Annotated in this window: 20 protein-coding genes; 8 read left to right on the top strand and 12 right to left on the bottom strand. The window is 70.5% G+C overall.

From position 1 onward, the window contains the following. Nucleotides 1-41: 41 nt before the first annotated feature. Nucleotides 42-1,232, top strand: coding sequence for a glycoside hydrolase family 3 N-terminal domain-containing protein (locus QNO26_RS08015; RefSeq protein WP_257530712.1), 1,191 nt, complete (start codon nt 42-44; stop codon nt 1,230-1,232). Here QNO26_RS08015 and QNO26_RS08010 read toward each other — a convergent pair. The 7 genes from QNO26_RS08010 to QNO26_RS07980 form a co-directional block, all read right to left on the bottom strand. Further along, a complete protein-coding gene (locus QNO26_RS08010) occupies nt 1,217-2,107 on the bottom strand; it encodes a 3-methyladenine DNA glycosylase (RefSeq protein WP_257530714.1) in 891 nt (296 codons plus the stop codon). The genes QNO26_RS08015 and QNO26_RS08010 overlap by 16 nt on opposite strands. 413 nt (nt 2,108-2,520) lie before the next feature. Continuing rightward, a complete protein-coding gene (locus QNO26_RS08005; RefSeq protein WP_257638399.1) occupies nt 2,521-3,237 on the bottom strand; it encodes an SOS response-associated peptidase in 717 nt (238 codons plus the stop codon). A gap of 33 nt (nt 3,238-3,270) precedes the next feature. Beyond that, the gene (locus tag QNO26_RS08000) at nt 3,271-5,454 is read right to left on the bottom strand and encodes an alpha-N-acetylglucosaminidase (protein WP_257638398.1); all 2,184 of its coding nucleotides are present in this window, start codon (nt 5,452-5,454) and stop codon (nt 3,271-3,273) included. Next, nucleotides 5,451-6,833, bottom strand: a complete 1,383-nt coding sequence (locus QNO26_RS07995; protein ID WP_257638397.1) for a Gfo/Idh/MocA family protein — start codon at nt 6,831-6,833, stop codon at nt 5,451-5,453. The genes QNO26_RS08000 and QNO26_RS07995 overlap by 4 nt, the downstream gene beginning before the upstream one ends. Beyond that, nucleotides 6,830-7,699, bottom strand: coding sequence for a carbohydrate ABC transporter permease (locus tag QNO26_RS07990; RefSeq protein ID WP_257530722.1), 870 nt, complete (start codon nt 7,697-7,699; stop codon nt 6,830-6,832). Before QNO26_RS07990 ends, QNO26_RS07995 begins: the two co-directional genes overlap by 4 nt. After that, nucleotides 7,696-8,583 carry a carbohydrate ABC transporter permease gene (locus tag QNO26_RS07985; RefSeq protein ID WP_257530724.1) on the bottom strand — a complete coding sequence of 296 codons (888 nt, stop codon included), beginning with the start codon at nt 8,581-8,583 and terminating at the stop codon, nt 7,696-7,698. The genes QNO26_RS07990 and QNO26_RS07985 overlap by 4 nt, the downstream gene beginning before the upstream one ends. A gap of 74 nt (nt 8,584-8,657) precedes the next feature. Beyond that, a complete protein-coding gene (locus QNO26_RS07980; RefSeq protein ID WP_257638396.1) occupies nt 8,658-10,037 on the bottom strand; it encodes an ABC transporter substrate-binding protein in 1,380 nt (459 codons plus the stop codon). Between the two features lie 170 nt (nt 10,038-10,207). On the opposite strand from QNO26_RS07980, the gene QNO26_RS07975 reads away from it, so the two are divergent. Next, nucleotides 10,208-11,206 carry an Lrp/AsnC family transcriptional regulator gene (locus QNO26_RS07975; RefSeq protein ID WP_257638395.1) on the top strand — a complete coding sequence of 333 codons (999 nt, stop codon included), beginning with the start codon at nt 10,208-10,210 and terminating at the stop codon, nt 11,204-11,206. Here QNO26_RS07975 and QNO26_RS07970 read toward each other — a convergent pair. Then, nucleotides 11,196-13,232, bottom strand: a complete 2,037-nt coding sequence (locus QNO26_RS07970; RefSeq protein ID WP_257638394.1) for an outer membrane protein assembly factor BamB family protein — start codon at nt 13,230-13,232, stop codon at nt 11,196-11,198. The two genes, QNO26_RS07975 and QNO26_RS07970, sit on opposite strands and share 11 nt — an antisense overlap. 473 nt (nt 13,233-13,705) lie before the next feature. On the opposite strand from QNO26_RS07970, the gene QNO26_RS07965 reads away from it, so the two are divergent. Continuing rightward, nucleotides 13,706-14,980 (top strand): alkaline phosphatase family protein, encoded by a 1,275-nt coding sequence (locus QNO26_RS07965; RefSeq protein WP_257638393.1) that lies wholly within the window; start codon nt 13,706-13,708, stop codon nt 14,978-14,980. A 23-nt stretch (nt 14,981-15,003) separates the two neighbouring features. Here the strand turns inward: QNO26_RS07965 and QNO26_RS07960 are convergent, their stop codons facing one another. Continuing rightward, nucleotides 15,004-16,053 (bottom strand): App1 family protein phosphatidate phosphatase, encoded by a 1,050-nt coding sequence (locus QNO26_RS07960; protein WP_257530732.1) that lies wholly within the window; start codon nt 16,051-16,053, stop codon nt 15,004-15,006. 8 nt (nt 16,054-16,061) lie between these two features. Continuing rightward, complete coding sequence (locus tag QNO26_RS07955; protein ID WP_257530734.1) at nt 16,062-16,745, bottom strand: DedA family protein; 684 nt, start codon at nt 16,743-16,745, stop codon at nt 16,062-16,064. A 42-nt stretch (nt 16,746-16,787) separates the two neighbouring features. Here QNO26_RS07955 and QNO26_RS07950 point away from each other — a divergent pair, with 42 nt between their 5' ends. Together QNO26_RS07950 and leuS are read left to right on the top strand one after the other, a co-directional pair. Then, nucleotides 16,788-18,143: an anthranilate synthase component I family protein gene (locus QNO26_RS07950; RefSeq protein ID WP_257638392.1), complete on the top strand. Its 1,356-nt coding sequence runs from the start codon at nt 16,788-16,790 to the stop codon at nt 18,141-18,143. A 66-nt stretch (nt 18,144-18,209) separates the two neighbouring features. Further along, nucleotides 18,210-20,786: a leucine--tRNA ligase gene (leuS, locus tag QNO26_RS07945; RefSeq protein ID WP_257530738.1), complete on the top strand. Its 2,577-nt coding sequence runs from the start codon at nt 18,210-18,212 to the stop codon at nt 20,784-20,786. Between the two features lie 12 nt (nt 20,787-20,798). On the opposite strand, the gene QNO26_RS07940 is transcribed toward leuS, so the two are convergent. Continuing rightward, complete coding sequence (locus QNO26_RS07940; protein ID WP_257530740.1) at nt 20,799-21,512, bottom strand: gamma-glutamyl-gamma-aminobutyrate hydrolase family protein; 714 nt, start codon at nt 21,510-21,512, stop codon at nt 20,799-20,801. A 278-nt stretch (nt 21,513-21,790) separates the two neighbouring features. On the opposite strand from QNO26_RS07940, the gene QNO26_RS07935 reads away from it, so the two are divergent. From QNO26_RS07935 to holA, 3 genes are read left to right on the top strand one after another with little or no spacing between them, the layout of a single operon-like run. Beyond that, the gene (locus QNO26_RS07935; RefSeq protein WP_257531710.1) at nt 21,791-22,414 is read left to right on the top strand and encodes a ComEA family DNA-binding protein; all 624 of its coding nucleotides are present in this window, start codon (nt 21,791-21,793) and stop codon (nt 22,412-22,414) included. Nucleotides 22,415-22,449: 35 nt separating this feature from the next. Continuing rightward, nucleotides 22,450-24,765, top strand: a complete 2,316-nt coding sequence (locus QNO26_RS07930; protein ID WP_257638391.1) for a ComEC/Rec2 family competence protein — start codon at nt 22,450-22,452, stop codon at nt 24,763-24,765. Between the two features lie 9 nt (nt 24,766-24,774). Next, complete coding sequence (gene holA / locus QNO26_RS07925; protein ID WP_257530745.1) at nt 24,775-25,827, top strand: DNA polymerase III subunit delta; 1,053 nt, start codon at nt 24,775-24,777, stop codon at nt 25,825-25,827. Between the two features lie 296 nt (nt 25,828-26,123). Here holA and rpsT read toward each other — a convergent pair whose 3' ends face one another. Beyond that, nucleotides 26,124-26,384: a 30S ribosomal protein S20 gene (gene rpsT, locus QNO26_RS07920; protein ID WP_257530747.1), complete on the bottom strand. Its 261-nt coding sequence runs from the start codon at nt 26,382-26,384 to the stop codon at nt 26,124-26,126. Nucleotides 26,385-26,493: the final 109 nt, after the last annotated feature.

The raw sequence follows: 26,493 nt of genomic DNA, 5'->3' as shown, positions 1-26,493 counted from the left end.
CCGCCCAGCCCGCTGTCGGAGGCCACCCGTACACTGGCCGCATGCCGCGCGCCGTGAGACTTCTGGCGATCGCGGCCGCCGCCGTCGCAGTACTCGGGGTGGTAGCCGCGCCTGCCGCCGCCACCCCCGATCCCGACCCCGCGTCCGCGGGCGTGAGGGTCGCGCCCCCGGACGCGGCGGCGACCAGCGCGCACGCGCAGCGGCTGGTGTCGGCGATGTCGACACGCGAGCGTGCGGCATCCGTGGTCATGGGACACATCCCCACGACGGATGCAGCCGCGCTGCGCGAGTACATGACGGCGACAGGGCTGGGCGGGTTCATCCTGATGGGGGCGAACATCCCGGCCGACGAAGTCGCGCTGCGCGCGGTCACCGACGCCTTGGTCACCGACCCTGCCTTGCCGCCGCTCATCGGCATCGACGAGGAAGGCGGCGACGTCACCCGACTCCCGTGGGACGACCTGCCTGGAGCCGCCACCCTGAAGGACGCTCCGACGCCGGTGACGGAGGAGGCGTTCACGGCACGAGGCGCGCTGCTGCAGCGCGCGGGTGCCACCGTCAACTTCGGCGTCGTCGCCGATCTCACCGCTGACCCCGGCAGCTTCATCTTCCGCCGTGCGCTGGGCACGACGCCCCAGAGCAGCGCCGAGCGGGTCGCAGCCGCCGTTCAGGGCGAGCGAGGGAGCGCGGCGAGCACGCTCAAGCACTTCCCCGGACACGGTGCGGCACCGGGGGACTCACACCACATGCTGCCGACGACGGATCTCTCCCGTGACGCCTGGGAGAAGGCGGATGCCGTGCCGTTCCGGGCCGGCATCGATGCGGGAGCCGAGCTGCTCATGTTCGGGCACCTCATCTACACAGCGGTGGATGCCGAACCGGCCACGATGTCGGCCGAGTGGCACCGCATCGCCCGCGAGGACCTCGGCTTCGACGGGGTGGCGATCACCGACGACCTCGGGATGCTGCAGAACACCGGAGAGGCGCGGTACGCCGACCCGGTCGCCAATGCCGTCGCCGCCCTTGCCGCCGGCAACGACATGGTCATGGCCGTCATGCTCTCCGATGCCGGGACAGCCGGGCGCATCGTGGACGGCATCGCGGCCGCCGTCGACAACGGGACGCTCGCGGCGGAGCGGCTGGAGGAAGCAGCGACCCGCGTCACCCTGCTGCGGCTGCAGCTCGCGCCGGGCGGTCTGCTTCCCTGTCCGTCGTGTCAGGCGGTCGGCTGAGCCGGCTTCCACGCCGCGAGGATCGCCGCACGCAGCGCATTCGCGCGCTCAGCGAACCCGCGCTGGCGCCGGACATACTCGGCCTTGCCCTCGGCGGTCTCGATGGCGACGGGCATCACACCCCAGTCGGCGAGGTCGTACGGTGAGGCGGCCATGTCCAGTTCGCGGATCTCGCGGGCCAGGGTGAAGGCGTCCAGCAGCAACTCGCCGGGCACCAGCGGGCCGAGCTTCACCGCCCACTTGTACACGTCCATGCCTGCGTGCAGGCACCCCGGCTGCTCGCGCTGCGGCTGGTCGGCGCGCGTGGGTGTGAAGCGGTTGCGGGGTACCGCGTCGTCGGTGAAGAACCGGAACGCGTCGATGTGGGTGCACCGCAACTCGTGCGCCTCGACGACGGCATCGGTCCCGCTCGAGCCGAGGCGCAGCGGCACGGCGTGACGCGGGTGCGGGGCGCGGTAGACCATGGCCCACTCGTGCAGCCCGAAGCATCCGAACTGGCCTGGGCGCGCGGCGGTCAGCCGCAGCATCCGCTCGCAGAGGGTCGCCAATTGCGCCTTCTCCGTCTCGAACCCCCGGGCGTCCACGCGCAGGCTCCCCGCGTCGGCGCCGGGGGCGTACCAGCGCCACCCGGCCCGCTCGGTGTCGGCGGCATCCGCCAGTTCGACGCCGGCTCCGGGATGCCAGCGACGCAGCACGGCCGGCTTGTACGCGTAGTACGTGTAGAGGAAGTCGTCGACCGGGTGGGTCTCGCCGCGAGCGACGCGGGCCCGGCGGCCGGCGGTGAGCGCGTCGGCGCGATCCTGGTGCGCGCGCTCGCGCTGCTCCCATTCCGCCCGCGGCAGCACCGTTGCGGTGGGCGCGGCGAGCGTGGTCATCCTTCGAGCCTACGCGCGGACGCGGGGTCGCATCGGTTGCCGGGGGCCGTTGCGGGGATGCGGAGATCCGCCCGGGTGCGGACGGTTGCGGCTGGTTCGGTCCGCGTTTCGGCGGATGTCCGCATCTCGGCGTGGCATCCGTTGCCGAGATGCAGTGATTCGCCCAGGCGGCGTGGCATCCGTTTCCGGGATGCGGAGATCCGCCCGTGCGGCGTGGCATCCGTTTCCGGGATGCGGAGATCCGCCCGGGTGCGGACGGTTGCGGCTGGTTCGGTCCGCGTTTCGGCGGATGTCCGCATCTCGGGCGCGAGAGCGGCCGCAATCGGGTGCGCGAGAGCGGCCGTAACCGAGAGCGCCCGAACACGCGCAACGCCAGAAGGCGCTTACGCGCCCACTCGCCACCGCCCCGCGGGTCAGTCGACCGGTTCGATGAGTGCGGGGGAGTCGTTCCGGACGTTGCCGACCGCCGCGGACACCGGATGATCTTCCAGGGTGTCGGCGAGGGCGGGAGCGGCATCGATGGCGGCATCCAGCAGATCGCGGACGTTGTGATCGTCGGTGTCGGTGTCGAGCCAGGCGTCGGCGAAGTCACCGTCGATGAACAGCGGCATGCGGTCGTGGATCGAACCGAGGTGCCCGATGGAGTCGCGCGTGAGGATCGTGAAGCTCAGCAGCCACCGCTCGGGGTCATCGTCCGCCTTGGCCGGGTCCTTCCACCACTCGTAGAGGCCGGCGAAGAACATCGGCTCGTCATCGGCAGGGTGGATGTAGTGCGGCACCTTGCCGCCGTCGACCTGCTTCCACTCGTAGTAGCCGGATGCCGGCACGACGGCTCGGCGCTTGATGAGGGCGTTCCGGAACATCGGCTTGTCTTCGAGCTCTTCTGCCCTGGCATTGAACGCACGGGAGCCGATCGACGGATCCTTCGCCCACCCGGGCACGAGGCCCCAGCGGGCGGATTCGAGCCGGCGCGTGGCGGGCTCGGTCTTGGCGGAGTCGAGCACGATCGCCGCCCGCGCCGTGGGCGCGATGTTGAACGAGGGTGGGGGCAGCCTGTCGCCCTCGACATCGACGCGCAGGACGCCGACCAGTTCGGATGCCACATTGGCGACGACGAAGCGACCACACATGACAGTCAGCGTACGCGAGGGCTCCGACGCGAGTCAGTCGTCCAGCCTGTCGAGCGCCGCCGTCGCCGCGGCGACAGGGGATACTGACGACGCGTCATCGCTGCCGACGGCGTTTCGCCACGCCTCTTCGATGCCGACGATCTGGGCGCGCAGCGACGCGACGCGCGGCTCGGTCCCGCTCTCAGCCGCTGCCGCCAGCCACCGCACCCAGGCTTCCCACCGCGGCAGGTACAGGTCGCGAATCAGTCCGGACCAGTGGCGCCCGGAGTAGTCGTGAAGCCCGCTGGTCTGGTGGCCCCAGACGGAGACCAGGCTGCGCGCATCGCGCTCCATGACGTCTGCCTCCTCCGCTGTGCCCGCCCACGACCGCGCGGCGTCGATCCAGGTCGACGCGCGCGACTCGCCGCGGGTGGCAGCCAGCGCGTCCAGATCCAGCAACGAGCTCCGCAGGCGTGCGGCGTGGGCGCGGATGCCGCCCGCGTCATGACGGGCGGACGCCGCGAGTATCTCGCGTATGTGCACGCGCGTCCGCTGCGCGATCACGTGCCCGACCAGCTCGACGAGGTCGTGTTCCAGCGCATCCGGGCAAGGCGGCGACGCCCCGGCGAGGTCGATCAGCAGCCGCGCCGCCCGCGACACGCGCGGCAGATCACCGAGGACCGCAGGGTCGTTCTCCGCATCGATGTTGGCCGACATGCGCGACGGCTCCGGCGGCAGTGCCTCGCCGGCCAGCCGCTGCGTGGCGAACGGAGCACCTCCGCTCCACGGGCGCGCGAACACCGGTGACGGGATCGACCGCGTCCGACCGGGGGCATACAGCGTCTCGGACAGGAGGCGCCATGCCTCCTTGGCCCGAGCATCGTCGAGGCCATAGCGCTGCACGGCGAATGCGCCGAGCCAATGCTCGAGCCCTTCCTGGTTCCACGCGAGGTCGGTGACGAGCTCGTAGAACACCGTGTTGTTCTCGATGGCCTCCGGCGCCAGCCCGATGCCCTCGAGTCCTTCCGGCTGCTCCTGCGTGAGCTCGCCCACGTCGCGAACGACCCCTGCGAGGTCGCCGAAGAGAGCGAATCTTCCTCCGAAGTTGTGTATGGCCGTCCAGATCCAGCGCCGGCCGTGCATGCCGCCCCGCCACATGGGGGCGTGTTCGCCCCAGAGATCGATCAGCAGGAGACGATCGTGCGGGACCCCGGAGAGATACGCTTCGACGCGTTCGGGGGTCCAGAAGCCACGGTGGTAGTGGAACGGCCAGCCCTGGAGCAGCCAGGTCCCGTCGGGGTACACGTTCGAGATTGCTCGGTGTACACCCCGGCCCGCTGCGGCCAGGGCCTCGGGTTCGGCTGACGGGGGAAGCGATTCGATGTACGGGTCGACGGCGATCACCGGCTGAGCTCCCGGATCTCCGAGCAGATCGCGCTGCACGCCGAGGAAGGTTCTGACCAGATCGGCGTACTCCGCAGAAGACGGCTCGAGCATCGGCGTGCTCCAGCCCTGCCACTCGATCTGGTCCGCATCGGGGCCGGCAAGCGAACGCGGCACGTGTCCGCCCGTCAACGGCAGCACGGGGGTCATGCCCAACTCACGACACCGCGTCAGGATCCGCCGGGCCAGCTCGACCCGACGCCGCGCCCAATCGGCGGGCAGCGGCCCGCCGAAGTCATGCATTCCACCCATCGACATCCATGGCGTGTGGGCGGCGCTGCCCACCCACGCCCGCGCTTCCTCCCGTGGCACTCCCGAGCGAGCCAGCGTCTCCTCGAGGACGACGTCGTACGCCGTGAGGACGAACGGGTGGGTGATGCCGTGCAGCGCCATCCAGTCGAGCTCCTGCTCCCAGCGGTCCCAGTGCCAGAAGGGGGTCGAGTACGCGTGGGTGACGACGTTGAGGTGGTACCGGATCCGGAACGGCGTGCTCAGGGTTATCAGAGGGGCATCTGGCCAGGCGTCCAGCGTCGGCTGCAGGCGCGGCGACTCCCACGTGATGCGACGACCGTGATGCTGGAGATATCGCGCCAGCGCGGTTGCCGCCGCGACCGCATCACTGCCGCGGATGGTCAGGACGCCGCCGGCAGCCTCGTACTCCGCGGTCGCCGCGTCACCGGGGCGCACCGGGACCCGCTCGACGCGTACGCGTTCGGCGTCGCCGCCGATGCGCAGAACGATGCCGCGCAGCGCCTCGGTGAGATCGCCGGCATCCGTCATCGCGTGAGGACTCACTCTGCTGAAGAAGCGGTGAGGCCGAGACCGAGCGCATCGACCCAGGCGGCGAAGCTGACCGGTGCACCGCTCACCCGAGACTCCTCTGCCGCGAAGGCGATGAGGTGGCTGTCCATCGCGGTGTGGAACGACAGTTCTCCCGCCCCGACCGTGCCGTTCCCGAGTGCGTCGACGAACTCCGCCATGAAGCCCGCGTCCCCTCCGGCGTGACCGGCATGATCCCCGAGGTCCGCGCCCGGCACGACGACGGTCAACGCGTGGCGCGTGTGTCCCATCGGCTTCATCACGGTGGTCTCCTGGTGGGCGAACACGACGTCCGGCGGCAAGGTCGCCTGCGGTGAGAACAAGTCGACCACGAGTTCACCGCTCTCCATGTGCCCTGTGAGCTGCCCGGCTGAACCCGTGATGGCCACCACGCGCGTGTTCTCAGCGGTGAAGGCCGACGCGGTCAGGGTGGCTGTCAGCCCGCCGGGATAGAGCATCGTCGTCTGCTGGTGGTCGGCCACATCGTTGTCACTGCGGAAGACGCAGCGGCCGTAGTCGCCTGTGCGCAGCGCCTTGAGTCGACCGGCCACGGACGTGTCGTCCCCGAGCAGATGAACCGGATGCCCGTGAACGCCGGCAAGAGCGTCGACGTAATAGCGCGGGGCGAAGAAGGGGCAGGTGTCCGCCACGGGGCATCCGTCGAGACAGAAGGCCGGGGCGCCCTCCGGCGCGTTCTCGGGTCGGAACCAGGACAGCCCGCCGATGCTGTACACGCTTTCGGGAGGACCACCCGCAATCCAGCGGATGAGGTCGAGGTCGTGCGAGGTCTTGGCGAGGACCATTGCACTGGACGTCGCGCTGTTGCGCCAGTTGCCGCGCACGTAGGAATGCGCGAAGTGCCAGAAGCCGATGTTCTCCCTCACCTCGATCGTCATCACCTGACCGAGTGTGCCGGCATCGATGATCTGCTTGATCGTGCGCCAGAACGGTGTGAAGCGCAGCACATGTCCGATCGCGAGACGAGCCGAGACTTTGCCCGCATGGATCGCCAGGCGTTCCAGCTCCACGAGCGTGGGCGCTGCCGGCTTCTCGAGGAGGAAGGGCAGGCCGGCGTCCGCGACGGCGATGGCCACATCGACGTGCATGGCGTCGGGGACGGCGATCACCACGCCGTCCGCCTCGAGACGGGCGAGGTCGGGGATGACCTCGCGCCAATCGCCGTACTCGACCGCGCCGCCGGCGGCGGTGGCCAGCGCGCGCCGTCGCGTCTCATCGGTGTCGGCAACGGCGACGACCTGCGCGCGCTCAGGGTGGTCGATCACCCACCGGCCGTACGCGTCGCGACCGCGACCACCGGCTCCGATGATGACGATCCGCTGAGGGGTTGGACTCATTTCTCCGCTCCAGAGGTCAGACCGTCGACGAGGTACCGCTGCGCGACGAAGAAGAGGATGACGATCGGCACCGTGACCGCTATGGATCCGGCCAGCAGCACCGAAACGGGCACGTTGAAGTCGGCCAGTTGCGAAATGCCGAGTGGTGCCGTCCACAGTGCACGGTCCTGCACCAGGAAGAGCAGGGCGTAGAAGTACTCGTTCCACGCGATCATGAACACATAGATCGCCGTTGCCACGACGCCCGGGAGGGCGACCGGGAGCACGACGCTCCGCAGCATCTGGGGCAGGGTGGCGCCGTCGATGGTGGCGGCTTCCTCGATGCTCTCCGGCAGCGCCAGGAAGTAGTTGCGCATCATGTAGATGGACACCGGCACCGTCGTTGCGACGTACACGAAGAAGAGGCCGACGAGCGAGCCCGTCAGCCCCGCCCTTGCCAGCAGCACGAACAGGGGGACGGAGAGCACGATGCCGGGGAACAGGTAGATCCCCAGGATGATGGCGTTGACGACGTTGCGTCCGCGGTAGCGCAGGCGCGCGGCGGCATAGGCACCGAGGATCGACACGATGATCGAGAGCACGACCGTGGCTGCGGCGACCACGAGCGAGTTGAGCACGAAGCGGCCGAGTCCGAACCCGCCCTGCGACTGATCGAGCATCGCCGTCGAGTAGGCGCTGAAATCCAGCTCGTCCCACGACGGCAGCAGATCCAACGGAGCCTGGACGATGGCCGAGTACGGCCGCAGCGAAAGAAGGAACCCGTAGACGACGGGACCGATCGATATCACGAGCGCGACCCCGATGAGGATGAAGCGCCCTGTGATGGCGGCTCGACTTGGAGCGAGCGGGGATCGGGGGCGGCTCATTCGACGTCCACCTTCCTACGCGATAGGGCCACGTACACGACGAGGAGCGCCACCAGGACCACCGACATGAGCAGGCCATAGGCCGCGGCACTGCCGATGTCGGCGCGGGTGACGAGCTCGGTGTAGACCTTCAGCGCCATGACCTGGGTGCCGCCTGCGCCCTCTGTCAGCAGGTAGATCTCACTGAAACTCTGGAATGTCCAGATGAAGCGCAACAGGCAGAGGAGCAGGATGACGCCCTTGAGCTGGGGCAGGATGATCCGCGTGATGACCTGGAAGCCGTTCGCGCCATCGAGCGCGGCGGCCTCCTCGATGCCGGGAGCGACACCCTGCAGACGTGCGGTTATGAAGAGGAACGCGAGCGGCGCAGACGACCAGATCTCAAAGAGCACGACGACGAGCAGCGCCAGCGGAAGCTCGACGCCGAAGACCTCGTAGCGCGCGGTGTTGAGGAATCCGATCGCGGTGTCCCAGCCGAGGACCTCGCGCCCGAAGGCGTTCACGATCCCGTACTGCGGGTTGAGCATGGTCTGCCAGATGGTTGCCGCAGCGATGAGCGGGAGAACGTAGGGGACGAGCAGCAATGCGCGCACGATCCCGCGTCCGGGGAACGGCCGGCGCATGGCCAGCGCGAGCACCAGGCCCACGGTGACCGACCCGACCATCGTGAGGGTCGCGTACAGCAAGGTCGTTCCCAGCGCATTCCAGAACGAGGGATTGCGCAGAGCACGGGTGAAGTTGTCGAGCGTCCAGTCGATCGGCTGCGTGCCGAGACGGGGGATGTCGACGAGTCTGATCTCGCTGAACGCGAAGACGAAGACGAGCAGCAGCGGCAGGATCGACGCGAACAGGATGACGACCAGGGTCGGCGCTGTGAGGATCAATCCATTGCGGTTCTCCCGCCGGGGGCGGCTGAGCTGCCGCCCCCGGGTCGGACGAACTGCGGGTGGGGCCTGGGTCACAGCCCGGCCTGGACCTCTTCGACGGCGGCGCGCATGGCGGCGGTCACGTCCGCCGCGGGGGTCCCCGTGTAGAGCTGATCGATCTGCGCGGCGAGCACGCCCTGGCTGGAGACGAGGCCCGCAAGCGTGGCGTCCTCGGTCCCCATGCCCCACAGTGACACTGCGTTGATGCCCTGCTCGATAGCCGTGGTGAAGTCCTCGCCGTACAGGTCCACCGACGTCATCTCCTGACCGGGGCCGATGCCCAGGCCGCCCCATGCGGACACGAATGCGGTCGGGTCCTCGGCGGTGCCGTTTCGCAGCGGGATGCGGCCCTCGGTGGCGACGCCGAGCGTGTCGACATAGCCGGTGCTCATGACGTACTCGATGTACCGCTGAGCTGCCTCGACGTTCGCGCCGGTCGGAATGCCGTAGGCGAGCATCGCGCCGTACTGCGCGGGCTGGTCTTCATCGAGCACGGTGATGAACTCGGTGTTGTCAGCGAGGAACGTCGGGGTCGCCGCGCACTCCGGGCAGGTGGCGGGCGTCGCGGAGTCGAGACCTGCGAGCTCATCGAGGATGTGCGTCGAGAACAGGAGCATCGCCGCGTCGCCATTCATGTAGGTCGCGCGGGCGCTCGTGACATCGAAGTCGCCGGCGACGGAGGAGTTGCGGAGGGTGAGGAACTCTTCCGCTGCGTCCGTGCACTCGGCGGAGTCGATGGCGATCTCACCGTCGACCACCAGCTCGCAGCCGGCGCTCTGGAACAGCGACTGGATCCCCTCGGTGGCCGACGCGGTGCCGGCCTGGGTGCCGAACGCGAGGCCCGTGATGCCGAGCTTGTCCTTGATCGCCGTCGCGGCGTCCGCCAGCTCGGAAAGGCTTGTCGGGACCTCCACCCCGGCACTGTCGAGCAGGTCGGCGCGGTAGGCGATGACGTGGGTCCAGCCGTCGCTGGGAACGGCGGAGATTTCGCCCTCAAGGGTGACCGCGTCGATCGCGCGCTCGTTGAACGTCTCTGTGCCGAGCGTCTCCACGACGGCAGAGGCCGCGCCGGTATCGAGGAGGCCCTGTGACGTCCAGGCGCCCGCCTGCGTCGAGGTGTGGAGGATCACGTCGGGGACGTTCCCGGACGCGGCGCCGGTCACCAGAGCCTGATCCTGGTCAGCTCCCGCCATCGGAACCACATCGACATCGATGCCGGTCTCTTCCGTGAAGGCGGCTGCAACTGCCTCTTGCGCCGCGAGCCGCTCAGGCGTGGTCTGGGGAGTCCAGAACGTGACCGACTGCTCGGCGGCCGGTTCCTGATCCTGTCCGCCGGAGCATCCGACGAGCAGCGCAAGCGCGGCGACGGCCGCGAGGGGTGCCGCGGTGCGCGGCCGGAACGTGTGGGTCATATCTGTCACTCTCGTGTCGGGCGCTGGCGCCGCAGCAGATGTGAGCGGCGGAGATCGCCACTGCACGATTACGCCGATCTTGGCGATGGATGACGGCGATCGACGACATTTGCGACTACGTTGCAAGATATATGTCCTGTTCACCCTATCCGTGAGTCAAAGGTGCATCCGTGGATGATCTCGATAAGCGCATCGTTGGAGCGCTACTGGCGTTCCCCCGTGCGAGCAACGCGCAGGTGAGCGAGGTGGTCTACAGCTCGGAGGCGACGGTCTCTCGCCGCGTGGCGAGATTGCTCGGCGAGGGAACGGTGCGGGTCGTCGGCGTGCTCGACGGGGAAGCCACCCGGCGTACCCGATCGCTGTTCGTCCGGCTCCGTTGCCGTCCGGGCGAGGCCTACCGATCAGCGCAAAGCCTCGCCGTCTGGCCGGAGTGCGGCTCGGTGAAGCTTCTCAGCGGCAGCGTCGACTGCATCGCAGAGATCAGCTACGCGACGAACGAGCACCTCCTCGCGATCACCATGGAACAGCTGCCTGCACTCGACGGCGTCCTCGCCGTCTGGAGCAACCAGGTGATTCGTCGGTTCGCGACTCCTCACAGCTGGTTGCCCGCTCTCCTGGCGGACGAGCTCGTCGAACGGCTGCGCAGTCAGCGGTTGGACCCCTGGCATGATCCGCTTCCGGATCGGACGGCCACGACGGACGCCCTCGACGAGCGAATCGCGGGGTTCCTCGCGCGCGACGGACGACTCGGCTGGCAGCGGCTCGCCGAGCTGTGCGGCGCCAACCCCGTCACGGTGCGGCGGCGGACCGAGACGATGATGGCGTCCGGCGCGCTGCGGATGCGCACCGTCGTGGAACCCGATCGGATCGGGCTGCCCGTCAACGCCTTCGTCTCGCTCAACGTCAACCCGACGCAGCTCGGGCACGCCGGACAGCTCCTCGCGGAGCATCCTGCGGTGCTGATGATGGCGGCGACGACGGGGGATCGCAACCTGTGCGGGGAGGTCGCATTGCCCTCCGATGCCTCCCTCTACACGTTCATCTCGGACACCGTCGGCAGCCTGCCCGGTCTGCAGCATGCCGACGTCGCGGTCGCGCTGCAATCCGTCAAGCGTGCGGGATTGGCGAGGACGGCGCCAGGCGACGTACGCGCAGAGCTCAGACCGTGATGCCGCGGATCACACCGTCCTGCGCCCCGACGATGAGCTGTCGGCCGACGATGACCGGCGTCGAGAAGGTGTTCGCGGTGAAGAGCTGGCGATCCACCGTGACATCGCCGGTCGCCGGGTCGATGGCGGTGAGCTGTCCGCCGACGCCGACGAGCCACACCCGCCCGCTCCGCACGTCTCGCACCGGTCCGGCGTTCACCGCCCGAGGCACAGCCTGTGCACTCCAGAGCCTCACTCCCGTCGCCGGGTCGATGAGATCCACGACGCCCCATTCCGTCGTCAGCAGCAGGCCTCCGTCGGGAAGGGCGACACCCGGTGCGTAAATGTAGCTTCCGTCGAGGCGCCATCGCTCCGCGCCGGTGACGGGGTCCACGGCGATCGCGTTCGTCACGGTGCTGAAAAGCACGGCTCCGGTCGGAAGGACCTCGATCCAGTCGTCCCACGGGCCGTAGATCAGTTGCCGGTAGGTGTCTGGCCTGGTGTTCGTGAGCACCGACCATAACGGGGCCCCGGTATTGAGATCGTAGGCGTAGCCTCGCCCATCGCCCGCTCCCACGTACACGCGGCTGCCGTCCGACCCGGCGCGCCCAGCAGAGAGTCGTGGCACCTCGGACTCCCACAGCACCGCACCTCGGGCGTCGAGGCAGAACAGGCGATCACCGGCTGCGACGACGACGCGGTCAGCGCCGCCGACGTTGAACACCGCCGGCGTGGACATCACGGGACGGCTGAGGTCCGTTCGCCAGCGGGTGGTGCCGCGGGCGGCATCCAGTGCGGTCAGCGTGTGGTCCGCCGAGGGCACGATCACCATGGACCCATCCGTGGTGAAAGCCGTTGCGCGGTGGACCGCTCCGAGGTTGCGCTCCCACATCACGTGCCGGGCAGCACCGGTGATGCGCAGGGCGGTGACGTTCCCCGCCGTGGACGCGGCGACGACGGTGGTGCCGAAGGCGGCGAGCGCACCCTGGATCTGTCCGCCGAGTGCGAGTTCCCACTTGGGCATCGAGATCGATCGTCCGCGCCGCTCCACCGTGACCGTCTCGTGCCAGAACGCGCCGCTCGCATCAGCGGCTCGGAATCTGATGCGATGTACCCCTGGCGGCAGTGCGGTCGCGTCGAGGGCGCCGCTCCATGACCCGCCGGTGCGGTTCAGGGGAACCCATTCGCGGTCGCCGACAGCGCCGAACAGCTCCTGCGCGTACAGCTGAGCGGAGACGTCCACCGCTCCCGGGCCGGCGATGGCGCTGAGAGCGACGCGGTCGTGCTCGATACGTGCTCCCGCGCGCACCGGTCCTGCCGTCTCGCCCGGTCCGGCGTTCAGGGGGATCTCAGCGAGGAGATCAGCGGTGGGCGCATCGGCATCCGAAGCTCCGAGGGTGACCTGTTCCACGACCAGGACCCGCGCCAGCCCGTCGGCCCGCTCGGTGACGCGCAGGTAGAACGGACCACTGCGGGTGTTGATCGCCGCGACCTGGGTCAGCCCGTTGAAGCGGTCCACTTCGTTGCGATGGATGTGACCTGCGAAGATTCCACGCACCGGGTAGGGCTCGATGGTGCGCAGCAGCGCATCGGCATCGTTGACGTAGTGGTTGCGCCCGGACAGCGGGTAGTGCAGGAACATGATGCTCGGCATCGCGCCCGCGCCCTCGAGGTCGCGCCGGATCGTTTCGAGGTCATCGCCGAACAGGCCGGGCTCCTGAAGGAGTTGAGTCGGGTCGAGCGCCAGGAAGTGCACGCCGCCGACATCGAAGCTGTAGCTGGTCGGCCCGAACCAGCGGCGGAACCGCTCCCTGGCCGTGACGTCCCAGCGGATCTCGTGGTTCCCCGGGGTATGACGGATCCGATCCCACAGCGCGGCCGGGATGGATGCGCGATACGCCTCGAATCCCGAATCGTCGCCGAAGTCGGTGATGTCCCCGCAATGCAGAACGAACTGCGGGTCCTCCGCGGCAACGGCGGCGAAGACCCGCCGGAGGTTGGCCATCCTGTCGGCTTCTTCGTCGTTGGCGTGTGTGTCTGTCAGCACCACGAACCTCAAGGGGCTGGCGCCTGCGCCGGTCGGTGATGCGCCGACGGCAGTACCCGGCCAGAGGCCAGCATCGGCCGCGACCATGCCTGCCCCCAGACCGACCGCTGAGAGCCCCAGGAAGCCCCGCCTGCTCACACCGCGCTGTTCGCCGCTCGTCCCGACCGCTGGTTCCACCATCGCCACACTCCGCCTCGTCGCCGATCGCCTTCCTGCACCCAACCGACCAGGCCGCACGGGTGACCAGGCCCGGTGGACGCTTTGAGAGGGATCGCCACCCGTGGCCGTGCTTGCGCAAGGAACCGCCATGGGGTGCGGTGGATGTCGGGCGTGGCGCTTCCCGTCACTCGTCGCGGCAACGATCGCGATTCCTTGCACGCCGACCGCAGCGGGTTGACCCCCGACACAACGGACGTCACGGTCGGGCCATCCGGTTCCCCCGGTGTCTCGGCAGACGTACAGGAGTCAGATCGATGCGCATCCGATCCCGTTCCCTCTCGATGCTGGCCATCGCCGGTGTCACCGTGGCAGGACTGAGCGGCGGCCAAGCCAGCGCGGCACCCCCGCCGCCCGCTGAGCATGTGGTGCTGATCGCCCTCGACGGCTTCGACGCGGCGTACCTGGAGGACGCGCAGATGCCGAACCTGACTCATCTCGCCAAGCGCGGCAGCCTCACCACGTCGACGGGGGTCATGACCTCCATCACGAACCCGTCCTGGGCGTCCATCGCGACCGGTGCATGGCCTGCCAGTCACCTCAACACCGCTTACTGGTTCGATGCGGACACGGGCACCGCGCGCAGCCAGCAGCGCGACCTCGCAGTACCGACCATTGCTCAGGCGATCCGGGAACAGGGCGGCACGGTCATGTCTGCGCAATGGTTCATCCTCCAGAGCTATGGCGTCACGTACGGCGACCCGGATGGCCTCTACACCCAGCCCGGCGGCGCGTGCAGCGAGCGAACGGACGATGCGGTCGCCGTGCTGCGGGGCGAAGCGGTCGACAGTGGGGGGCAGATGACCAGAGCCCGCGGGATCCCCGACCTGATCGCGGTGTATTGCGACACCCTCGACGTGCTCGGTCACGCCGACGGCTCCGCTGCCGCCGGTCTGCCCGCAGCCCTCGCCGACGTCGACGAGCAGATCGGTCGACTCGCGCAAGCGGTGAAGGATGCCGGCATCTACGGGCGAACGGCCTTCGTGATCACCGGTGACCACGGAATGAGCACGTTCACGCAGGGGATGCAGCAGGAACTGCTCGCAGCGATATCGGCGCTCGGATACGACGTGGAGATGCTCGCTGCCGGGCGCTCACCTCAGCCGCAGACCGATGTCGTCGTCGTCGTGGGAGGGGTCGGATCGCTGCATCTGATCGGTGAGGCTGCTGCCGACCCCGTCGCCGCGAGCAGGATCGACCGCGCCGTGTCGGCGCTGCCCCACATCGCCGCTGTGTACGACAAGTCGGAGCAACGAGAACTGAAGATGTCGCCGAAATACGGCGAGCTGGTCATCGAGCCTGTCGAGGGATGGTCGCTGGGCGCCACTCCTGCCGATGCTTCCGGACTCCATGGGACGAGTCGCAACCTCGAGGTGCCGCTCGTGCTCGCCGGAGCCGGTGTGCGCCCGAACGGCGTGCCGGTCGACCCGCGGCACATCGACGTGGCACCGACCATCGCGGCGCTTCTCGGCTATGCGCCGCCCGCAGGTGCCGAGGGGCGTGTGCTCTCGGAGGCCATCCGCGCGCGGTAGAGGGTAGTCGCGGCCAGGCGTCCTCAGGCGGGCGGCTCGGGCTTGAGCACTCCGACGTCGTTGAGTCGGTCGAGCAGGCCGGCGCCGTCGGAGTCGGTCACCCAGGGCACCCCCGCCGCCGAGTGGTCGTCGACCACCGTGCGGCCGCCGGCGAGCACGGCCTCGGTGGGGGAGAGCCGCCGGATCGCGACCGCGGTCACCCGGTCCGGGTGCGCCGCGGCGAAGGCGGTGTAGATCGCGTCGTCGGCCTGACCGTCGTCGCCGATGAGGAGCCACTTGATGTGCGGGAACTCCCGCGCCAGGCGGTCGAGGTTCTGCTGCTTGTGCAGGCGGCCACTGCGGAACCAACGGTCATGCGTGGGGCCCCAGTCGGTGAGCAGCATCGCCCCCGGCGGAAAGACGTGGCGGCGGAGGAATCGCATGAGGGTGGGGGCGACGTTCCAGGCTCCGGTGGAGAGGTAGATCATGGGAGAGCCGGGGTTCTCGCGCATGATGCGCTCGAGCAGCACCGCCATGCCCGGGACGGGCTGGCGGGCGTGCTCGTCGAGCACGAACGAGTTCCACGCCGCCACGAAAGGGCGGGGGAGGGCGGTGACCATGACGGTGTCGTCGACGTCGGAGACGACGCCGAAGCGCACCTCGGGCGCGACGACGAACACGCGAGATTCGATGGGATCGCAGCCTTCGACGGACATCCTGATCGGCTGCCATCCCGCGGCGAGCGTGGCGGGCAGCGTCGCGTCGATGACACCCCCGCGATCGGCGACGACCTCGTGTTCCACACCGTCGATCTCCACCGTCACCTGGGCGAAGCCGACCGGCACGCTGGCGAAGCTGCGCCAGCCGCGCACACCGGCATACTCGCCGCGGGTGTCGGTGCGCACCGCCGGAACGATGAGCACCCGCCCGAGCACGCGCACCCAGTCAGGGCCGGCGTAGCCGGGGAAAGCCGCGACGGTGGCGCGGTTGCCCCGACGTCGCGCTCGGCGCTCGCGCCAGGAATGGAAGCTGTACTCCAGACGTGCGATCCAGAGCGTCTTCGGGCGTGGGGGTGCGGGGTCGGTGCCAGGCATCGTGTTGTTCAGTCTCGCATGCCCTCCTCGGCATGCGAAGCGTCCGTCGCTCCGTCGACGTGCAGATGGCGGCGCTCCCGACGCGCGATGATCCGCTTGGCGAGGTACGCCAGCACGAAGAAGGCGACGATGATGCCCACGAAGATGTACCCCGCGAAGTGCAGACGATCGGCGAGTTCGCGGTAGGTGCCCGCAGCCGCGGCGGCCACCCCCACGTACAGCACGGACCACAGGGTGCAGGCCGGCAGGGTCCACGCGATGAAGCGTCGGTAGGCGAAGCCGCTCATGCCGACGGTCAGCGGCACGAGCGAGTGCAGCACCGGCAGGAATCGCGACAGGAAGATCGCGGGTCCACCGCGTCGGCGCAGGTACAGTTCGGCTCGCTGCCAGTTGTGCTCCCCGAGCTTCGCACCCAAGCGAGAGAAGCGGATGCGCGGCCCCAGCACCCGTCCGAGCCAGAATCCGATGCTTTCGCCGGCCAGCGCGCCGAGGATCACCGTGATCACCAGCAGCACGCCCTCCACGGGCGACCCCACCGCGGTGCCCGCAACGATCACGACGGTGTCGCCGGGGACCACCAGACCCACCAGCACGCTCGTCTCGAGCAGGATCGCGACACCCGCCAGCACGGTACGCAGCACGGGGTCGACACTCTGAACCGCGTCAAGCAGCCAGGTGAGGATCTCGTTCACGTTCTGAGCCTAGAGCCGCCCCGCCACCCCTAGCCTGAGAAGATGCTCCCCGCCGTGGCCGCCCGCCCGCTGGCGTGGGTCGACCCCGCCGCGTTGTTCGCCGCCGGGCCGTCCCGGGCCGCGCATGCCTTCTGGCTGGACGCCGGCCCCGACGCGACCGAGGGGTGGAGCTGGCTGGGGGTGGGAGAACCGGAGACAGACCCGGCGGTCGTCGATGCCCTGGCGCTGGGCGCGCCCACTCCCGCAGCGTCTCCCGCCGGGGAGTGGGGGCCATTCCACGGCGGATGGGTCGGCTGGCTGGGCTACGACGGCGCCGCCGCAGGTGCGGGCGCACCCGCCGTGACCGACGCCACCGTGCCGGACCGCATGTGGCTGCGGGCGGGCCGATTCGTCGCCGTGGACCACTCCCGACGGCGCATGTGGGCCGTGGCCCCCGCATCGGACCTCGACGACTTCGCCCTGCAGGCGTCCGGCTGGGCGGCGGATGCCGAAGCGTCGGCGGCCCCCGCGCACGCCGTGGCATCCGCTGCGCCGCTGTCTGACGCCGCGCCCGCCACCGCGTCGGCGCGGGTGGACCCCGCTGCTTATGCCGACCTGATCGGCCGCTGCCGCGCTGCCATCCGCGCCGGCGATGCTTATCAGCTGTGCCTCACGACCCGATTCGACGTGCCGGCATCCACGCCCTTCGACCCCGTCGCGGTGCACCGCCGCCTGCGCTCGACCTCATCCGCGCACCACGGAGGTCTCATCCGCAGCGGGGACGTCGCGCTCGTCTCCGCGAGCCCCGAGCGCTTCCTCGAGGCGGCCGGCGGGGTCGTGCGCACGCGTCCGATCAAGGGCACGCGCCCGCGGGGGCGCAACGCCGCTGACGACGAGGCACGTGCCGCCGAACTGCGCGCGAGTGTGAAGGAGCGCGCCGAGAACGTGATGATCGTCGACCTGATGCGCAACGACCTGTCGCGGGTGTGCCTGCCGGCGACGGTCGCGGTCGACGGGCTGCTCGAGGTGGAGTCGTACCCCGCGGTGCACCAGCTGGTCAGCACCGTTGCGGGGCGCCTGCGGCCCGAGGCGACGGTCGGCGACCTGCTGGCCGCGGCCTTTCCCGCCGGCAGCATGACGGGGGCGCCGAAGCGGTCGGCCATGACGATCCTGCACGACCTGGAGGGCGGCCCGCGGGGGGTGTTCGCCGGATGCTTCGGCTGGGTGGGGGCCGACGGGGCGCTGGATCTGGCGATGGTGATCCGCTCGATCGTGCTTCATCCGGGCGGCGCGTACGTCGGCGCGGGCGGCGGCATCACCTGGGGGTCCGACGCCTCCGCCGAGGTGGCGGAAGTGGGGCTGAAGGCCCGCGCACCGCTGGCGGCGCTGGGCGCGACCCTGCCTCCAGGCTGGTCATAGCGCGTTCCGGTAATCTGGGTCGACGCGCACCGCGCCGACCCGACCCCCACGATTGGCTCTTTCCTCGTGTCTCAGACTCTTCCTCCCGACACCGCCGGCGACGCCGGCGCGTTCGACGTGCACGCGATCCAGGAGAAGTGGCAGCGCCGCTGGGAGCAGGACGACCCCTTCCGGGCCGGCGGCGACGACGACACGCGCCCCCGCAAGTACGTGCTGGCGATGTTCCCGTACCCGTCCGGCGACCTGCACATGGGGCACGCCGAGAACTACCTGTACTCCGACATCGTCGCCCGCTTCTGGCGCCACCGCGGCTACAACGTGCTCAACCCCATCGGGTGGGACTCGTTCGGCCTGCCCGCCGAGAACGCGGCCATCAAGCGCGGGGCGGACCCGCGGGCCTGGACCTACGCCAACATCGACCAGCAGAAGGCGAGCCTCAAGCAGTACGGCGTCTCCTTCGACTGGAGCCGGGTGCTGCACACGAGCGACCCGGAGTACTACCGCTGGAACCAATGGCTGTTCCAGCAGCTGTACGAACGGGGCCTGGCATACCGCAAGGAGAGTCCGGTCAACTGGTGCCCCGTCGACCAGACGGTGCTGGCCAACGAGCAGGTCGTCGACGGACACTGCGAGCGCTGCGGCGCCGAGGTGATCAAGAAGAAGCTGACCCAGTGGTACTTCCGCATCACCGACTACGCCGACCGGCTGCTGGATGACCTGAACCAGCTGGAGGGCTTCTGGCCCCACAAGGTGCTGCAGATGCAGCGCAACTGGATCGGACGCTCCATCGGCGCCGACATCGACTTCGAGATCGAGGGTCGCGCCGAGAAGGTCACCGTCTTCTCCACGCGCCCCGACACGCTGCACGGCGCGACGTTCTTCGTCGTGGCGCCTGACTCCGACCTGGCCGCGGAGCTGGCCGCCGGCGCCTCGGCCGAGGTGCGCATGCGCTTCCAGGACTACCTGGAGAAGGTGCAGAAGGCCACCGACATCGATCGGCAGGCCACCGACCGCCCCAAGACCGGTGTCTTCCTCGACCGCTACGCGATCAACCCGATCAACGGCGAGCGCCTGCCCATCTGGGCCGCGGACTACGTGCTGGCCGATTACGGCCACGGTGCGGTCATGGCCGTGCCCGCTCACGACCAGCGTGATCTGGACTTCGCCCGCGCGTTCGACCTGCCCGTGCGAGTGGTCGTCGACACCTCGGCCCCGGTCACCGGAGCCATCCCCGTCATCGAGCTGGACGACGAGGGGGTGCCGATCGATCCGGGCGCGGATGCCGACGAGACCGACCCGGTGAAGACCGGGGTCGCGCTCACCGGCGAAGGCCGCATGATCAACTCCGGACCGCTGGACGGCCTGAGCAAGCGCAACGCCATCGCCCGCGCGATCGACCTGCTGGAGGCCGCCGGCACCGGCCGTGCCGCGAAGACCTACCGCCTGCGCGACTGGCTGATCTCCCGTCAGCGGTTCTGGGGCACGCCGATCCCGATGATCCACACCGAGGACGGGCGCATCGTGCCCGTGCCCGACGAGCAGCTGCCGGTCGAACTCCCCTCGCGCGAGGGACTGGACCTCACGCCCAAGGGTTCGTCGCCCCTGGGTGCCGCGACCGACTGGGTCACCACTGTCGATCCCGAGACGGGTGAGCCCGCCCGCCGCGACCCCGACACGATGGACACCTTCGTCGACAGCTCGTGGTACTTCCTGCGGTTCCTCTCGCCGGGCGACACCACCCAGCCGTTCTCGCAGCGCGAGGCCGACCGCTGGGGTCCGGTGGACTTCTACATCGGCGGCGTCGAGCACGCCATCCTGCACCTGCTGTACGCGCGCTTCATCACCAAGGCGCTGTACGACATGGGGCACGTCGACTTCACCGAGCCGTTCTCCAGCCTGATCAACCAGGGCATGGTGATCCTCGACGGCGCCAAGATGTCCAAGAGCAAGGGCAACCTGGTGCTCTTCCAGGAGGAGCTCGACGCCCACGGCGCCGACGCCCTCCGCGTCGGCCTCGCGTTCGCGGGGCCGGTCGAGGACGACAAGGACTGGGCCGACGTCTCGACCGTCGGCGCCGCCAAGTTCCTGGCCCGCGCGCTGCGCGTGGCTCGGGATGTCACCAGCAGCCCCGACGTGAAGTGGGCCGACGGCGACGTCGCGCTGCGCCGCATCACCCACCGCCTGCTCGCCGATGCGCCCGGGCTGCTCGAGCAGACGAAGTTCAACGTCGTGGTGGCACGCCTCATGGAGCTGGTCAACGCGACCCGCAAGGCGATCGACGCCGGGGCCGGCGCGGCCGACCCCGCCGTGCGCGAAGCCGCCGAGGTGACCGCGCTGATCCTGGACCTCTTCGCCCCGCACACCGCGGAGGAGATGTGGGAGATCCTCGGCTACGCGCCGTCGGTCGGCCTCGTTCCCTGGCGCCAGGCCGACCCGACTCTGCTGGTCGAGGACACCGTCAAGGTCGCCGTGCAGATCGACGGCAAGGTGCGGGCGACGCTCGAGGTCTCCGCCCGCATCGACGCCGCCGAACTCGAGGCGCTCGCCCGGGCCGACGACCGTGTGGTCCGCTCGCTCGACGGGCGGGAGATCACCCGCGCCATCGTGCGGGCACCGAAGGTCGTCAGCTTCAGCACCCGCTGAGCGGATCGCCCCTCACCTCGCCGCGGAGCCCCGGCTCATCACATCGCGAAGGAGCATCCCGACCTGCGTCAGCGCGGTGTCGGGGTGCTCCGGATGCCACTGCACGCCCAGCATCGGGGCGGTGTCGTGGGCGACCGCCTCCACGACGCCGTCGACGGCGCGCACCAGCACCGACAGGCCGGGAGCCACCTGGTCGATCGCCTGGTGATGCGTGCACAGCACCGGTCCCGCCCCGGCGACCGATCCCGCGGCGCCCTCGCGCTCGACCGTCACCCGCGTCTGCACGAACGGGTCGCCGTCGAGGGAGCGGTGGCCGTGCATATCGGGAACGAGGGTGCCGCCCAGCGCGACGTTCATGAGCTGCAGCCCGCGGCAGATGCCGAGAAGCGGGATGCCGTGCTGGACGGCATCCCGGATCACGGCGATGCTGACGCGGTCGGCGACCGGCTCGTGGAAGCCCGACCCGGGGTAGTCGCGCGGGCCGTCGTAGAACGCCGGATCCACGTCCTCGCCGCCGAGCACGACCACGGCGTCGGCGCGCCGCGCGCGCTCTCGCACCGTCGACTCCGCGACATCGGCGGCGGCGACGAGCTCGGCCGTCCCACCGAGCGCCTCGACGGCGGCGACGGTGGCGTCGTTGAGCGTCGTCAGCTGCTGCTGGAACTGCGGGGCGTGCGGTCGCGCGTCGCGGACGTGCAGCAGCAGGACGGTGGGGCGGTGGTGCATCGGGGGCCTTCCGGGTCTGGTTGCTGACAGGATCGCAGAGGGCGGCGACGTCGGGGTCACGGCGAGGTTTCGCGCGTATGTCGTGGCCACGGGGTCGGGTGCGTGCTCGTTCAGTCACGGTACGGGGAGCTGTGCGGCGGCAGCCGCCGACGACGGGGCATCCGTGCGGCGGCATCCATCACCTCGTCTTCTGCACCGGCGCGCGGCCGAGCGGGATCTCCACGACTCGCCGGACGGGCGGATCGCCGCCATCCGGTGGTCCCTAGCGTGGCGGGGTGATCGGCGACAGCTCCCCACCGTCCGCCCGTCGACGTCTCGGCGTCGGCGCGGTGACCGTCGTCGTGATCCTCGCGCTGGCGGTCACGGTGGCCATCGGCATCCTGCGCACGTCGACCGCCCCGGTCGAGACGGTGACGATCGCGCAGACGCCGGCGGGCGCCGACGCCGGGCCGTCGGTGCTCGGGGACGCGTCGGCCGTGTACGTCCATGTGTCGGGAGCGGTCGCCGCGCCGGGGCTCTACGTGCTGGAGTCCGGCGCCCGCGTCGTCGACGCGGTGGCTGCGGCCGGCGGGTTCGGTGCGGACGCCGACCGGGCCGCGGTGAACCTCGCGCGGCCGGTCGGTGACGGCGAGCAGCTGCACGTGCCTGTCGTCGGCGAGGCGCCAGCCGCCGGCGCTGCGGGACCGGCCGGGCCGGCGGGTGGCGGCGACGGCCGGGTCAACCTCAACACCGCCGACCTGACGGCGCTGGACACCCTGCCGAGGATCGGCCCGGCGCTGGCGCAGCGCATCCTCGACTGGCGTGAGCAGAACGGTCGGTTCACGAGCATCGAGGACCTGCTGGCCGTTCCGGGGATCGGCGAGAAGATGCTCGCCGCGCTGCGCGACCTGGTGACGCTGTGAACCTGCGGCGGGCGCGGCGCCGCGATCTTCGCCTCGTGCCCGCTGCCGTCGGTGCGTGGGTGGCCGCGCTCGGCGGCGCCTCCGCGGCATCCGCTGCGGGAGTGTCGGCGCTCATCGTGTGGGCGCTGTGCCTGGCGGCGCTCGTGACGGCGGCGCGGTCACCTCGATCCGGCATCCGTGCCACGGCCGGTGTCGCGGCTCTCAGCTGCGCGGCGGCCGCTGCCGTGCTCTCGCACCTGGCGCTGGCGCAACCGGGGCGCGGTGTGGCGCACCTCGAGGTCGACGGTGGCCGGGCGCTGCGCGTCGTGGCCATCGTGACGGGCAAAGTGGAGCCTTCCGGTGCGGGCCTCGGGTTCGACGCCATCGCCGAGCGGATCATGATCGGGCGGGACACGCACATCGTGTCGCTGCCGGTCACGGTGCGCAGCACCGGCGCGGCGGTGGAGGGTCGGGATGCGCTCGCTCCCGGCGCGCGCGTGGAGATCACGGGGACCGCCTTCCGCGCCGACGCGGGGGAGCGTGCCGTGCTGGTGGTGCGCGCGGCGGACGGGATGCGGGTGATCGATCCGCCGCGCGGGGGACTGCAGACCGCCGCCGATCTCCGGCGAAGTCTCGTGGGCGTGGCATCCGGGCTGCCCCCGCCTGGCGGCGGCCTCGTACCTGGGCTGGCCGTGGGAGACACGGCAGCGGTCGGCGAGCAGTTGGATGCCGCGATGAAGGCGTCGTCCCTCTCGCACCTCACCGCTGTCTCCGGGGCGAACTGCGCGCTCGTGGTCGGGATCGCCTTCGCGGCGGCCGCGGCGTGCGGCGTGCGCCGCGGCGTGCGGGTGGGGTGCGGACTGGGCGCCCTGGCGGGCTTCGTCGTGCTCGTGACACCCGAACCCAGTGTCGTGCGCGCGGCGGTCATGGCGGCCATCGCGATGCTCGGCGTGCTGCTCGGACGTGTCGGGGCGGGCATGTCGGTGCTGTCGCTCGCGGTGATCGTGCTGCTCGTGGCCGACCCGTGGCTGGCGGGCGAGATCGGGTTCGCGCTGTCGGCGGCCGCGACGGGTTCCTTGCTGCTGCTGTCGGGGCCGCTGGCCGACGGAATCGCACGATGGATGCCGCGCCCGCTCGCCCTGGCGCTGGCGGTGCCGTTGGCGGCGCAGCTGGCCTGCGGACCGCTGCTGATCCTCGTGGAGCCGACCGTGCCGCTCTACGGCGTCGTCGCCAATCTGCTCGCGGCACCGGCGGCGCCCGTGGCCACGGTGGTGGGGCTCGCCGCGTGTCTGGCCGCGCCGCTGCCCGTGCTGCAGGCCGGACTCGCGGCGATCGCGTGGGTGCCGGCCTCGTGGATCGCGGGGACCGCGTCGACGTTCTCGGGTCTGCCCGGTGCCGCCGTGCCGTGGATCGAGGGCGGTGCGGGGGTGGGCGCGCTGGCGCTCGTGGGTGCTGCGGTGGTGGCCGTATGCCTCGTGCCGGGGACGACCGCGCGGGCCCGGGTGGGGCGACGCGTGGCGGCCGTCGGGCTGGCCGGGCTCACGGGCGTCGGCATCGGTTCGGCCCTGCTCGCGGGGGTCGCGGCCCCCGCGACCACGCCGGGCGGGTGGACCATCGCCGCGTGCGACGTCGGACAGGGGGACGCGGTGCTCGTGAGATCCGGTGGCGCGGTGGCGCTCATCGACGCCGGACCCGATCCGCAGCCGCTGACGGCGTGTCTGCGCCGCCTCGGCGTCGACCGGGTCGACCTGCTCGTGCTCACCCACTTCGACGCAGATCACGTCGCGGGCGTGTCGGCGGTGACGGGCCGCGTCGACACCGTCGTGCACGGGCCGGTGCCGGATGCCGCGGCCTCGCAGGTGCTGCAGGTGCTCGCCGCTGGGGGCGCCCAGGTGGCCGTCGGTTCCGTCGGTGTCGGCGGCGAGCTGGGCGACGCGTCGTGGCGCGTGCTGTGGCCGCCCGCGCGTTCCGTCGCCTTCCCCTCCGGCAACGACGCCTCGGTGGTGATAGAGGTGACGGTGCCCCAGACGGCATCCGCGCTGTTCCTCGGCGATCTGTCGGAGCAGCCGCAGCACGCCCTCGCCGCCTCCGGTGTCCTGCTGCCGCGGTACGACGTCGTCAAGGTCGCCCACCACGGCAGCGCCGACCAGGCCGAGCGGCTGTACCGACAGCTGCGGCCGGCGCTGGCGCTGGTCACCGTCGGGGACAACGACTACGGGCACCCTCGGGCCGAGATCCTGGATCTCCTCGAGCACGGGGGAGCGGTCATCGCGCGCACCGACCGCGATGGCATCGTCACCGTGACGGTGAGGGACGGCGAGCTCGCGGTCTGGCGGGAACACGCCTCCGACGGTGTCGACGCCCCGGGATAGGCTGGAGCCATGGCATCCCCCGCGCGCAGACCCACCGCGCGCAAGCCCGCAGGCAAGGCCGCGGCGAGCAAGATCCGGCAGCTGTCGTGGCGCAACCCCGAACCGGCGCCCATCGTCCTCGTCTCCGGTCCCGAGGAGGTCTGCGCGGAGCGCGCGATCGCCGGCGTGCGGGACTACCTGCGCGCCGAGGATCCGAGCCTCGAAGTCACCGACATCCGCGCCGACGACTACGCCGCCGGCACCCTGCTCGGGGTGACGTCGCCGTCGCTGTTCGGCGAGCCCCGGCTCGTGCGCGTCTCGGGCGTGGAGAAGTGCTCCGACACGTTCCTCACCGAGGCGATCGCCTACCTCGACCACCCGCAGGACGGTGCGACCGTGGTGCTGCGGCACACGTCCTCAAGCGTGCGGGGCAAGAAGCTGCTCGACGCGATCCGTGCGGGCACGGGTGGCGGCGTCGAGATCGCGTGCCCCGCCGTCAAACGTGACAGCGACCGGTACGACTTCGCGGCGGGGGAGTTCTCCGCCGCGCGCAAGCGCATCGCGCCGGCTGCGCTGCGCGCTCTCGTCTCCGCCTTCGCCGACGATCTCACGGAGCTCGCCGCCGCCTGTCAGCAGCTCATCGTCGACGTTCCCGACGACATCACCGAGGCGATCGTGACCCGCTACTACGGCGGACGCGTGGAGACCTCGGCGTTCACCGTGGCCGACACGGCCATCGCCGGGCGCTACGGCGAAGCGCTGCTGGCGCTGCGGCAGGCACTGGCATCCGGTTCAGACCCGGTGCCCATGGTCGCGGCGATCGCGATGAAGCTGCGCACGATGGCCAAGGTCGCTGGGCACCGCGAGCCGTCCGCGGCTCTGGCGGGGCGGCTCGGCCTGAAGGACTGGCAGGTCGACCGGGCTCGACGCGACCTGATGGGCTGGAACGAGTCGTCGCTGGGCATGGCGATCCAGGCCGCGGCACGCGCCGACGCCGAGGTCAAGGGCGGTTCGCGCGACCCCGTGTTCGCGCTGGAGCGTCTCGTGACCGTGATCGCGACGCGGCAGCCCTTCGGTTCCTGACCCGCCGGTCGCACCGCCCGGTCGCGCTCGCGCCGCTCAGGCCCCGTGTTCGCGCCGCGGTGCGTCGCCGACGGGCACGCGTGCCCCGCAGGCGCGGTGAGCGGCTCCGGTGTCGCGAATGGCGCTTTTGCGACGCGGTCACCCGCCATTCGCGACACTCGAGCAGCCCGGGCCTGGCGACACGCGGCACCGCAGCCATACGCCGGCGCAGCCCGGCGCGGCACCGCGGCGGCGTCACCCCGGAAACGAAAACGGCCCGCCCCACGAGGGGACGGGCCGTGACGTTCGGCTGCGCGTCAGAGCGAAGCGACCTTCTTGGCGATGGCCGACTTGCGGTTCGCTGCCTGGTTCGCGTGGATGACACCCTTGCTGACGGCCTTGTCGAGCTTCTTGGCCGCCTTCACGAGAGCCTTCTCAGCGGCGGCCTTGTCGCCGGCTGCGATGGCCTCGCGGGTGCGACGCACCTCGGTGCGGAGCTCGCTCTTGACGGCCTTGTTGCGCTCGCGCGCCTTCTCGTTGGTCTTGTTGCGCTTGATCTGCGACTTGATGTTCGCCACGTCGACGTATCTTTCGTTCGGAGTGATAGGAAGTGCCGAGCGGCAGTAGAGGGGTGCCCCCGGCGGTCGTGTGAGGAGGAAACCCACACGCAAGCCGACTACAGAGTCT

Source organism: Microbacterium sp. zg-Y1090 (assembly GCF_030246945.1).
GTDB lineage: Bacteria > Actinomycetota > Actinomycetes > Actinomycetales > Microbacteriaceae > Microbacterium > Microbacterium wangruii.
The sequence above is the reverse complement of the archived record's forward strand: the minus strand, read 5'-3'. Positions and strand labels throughout refer to the sequence as shown.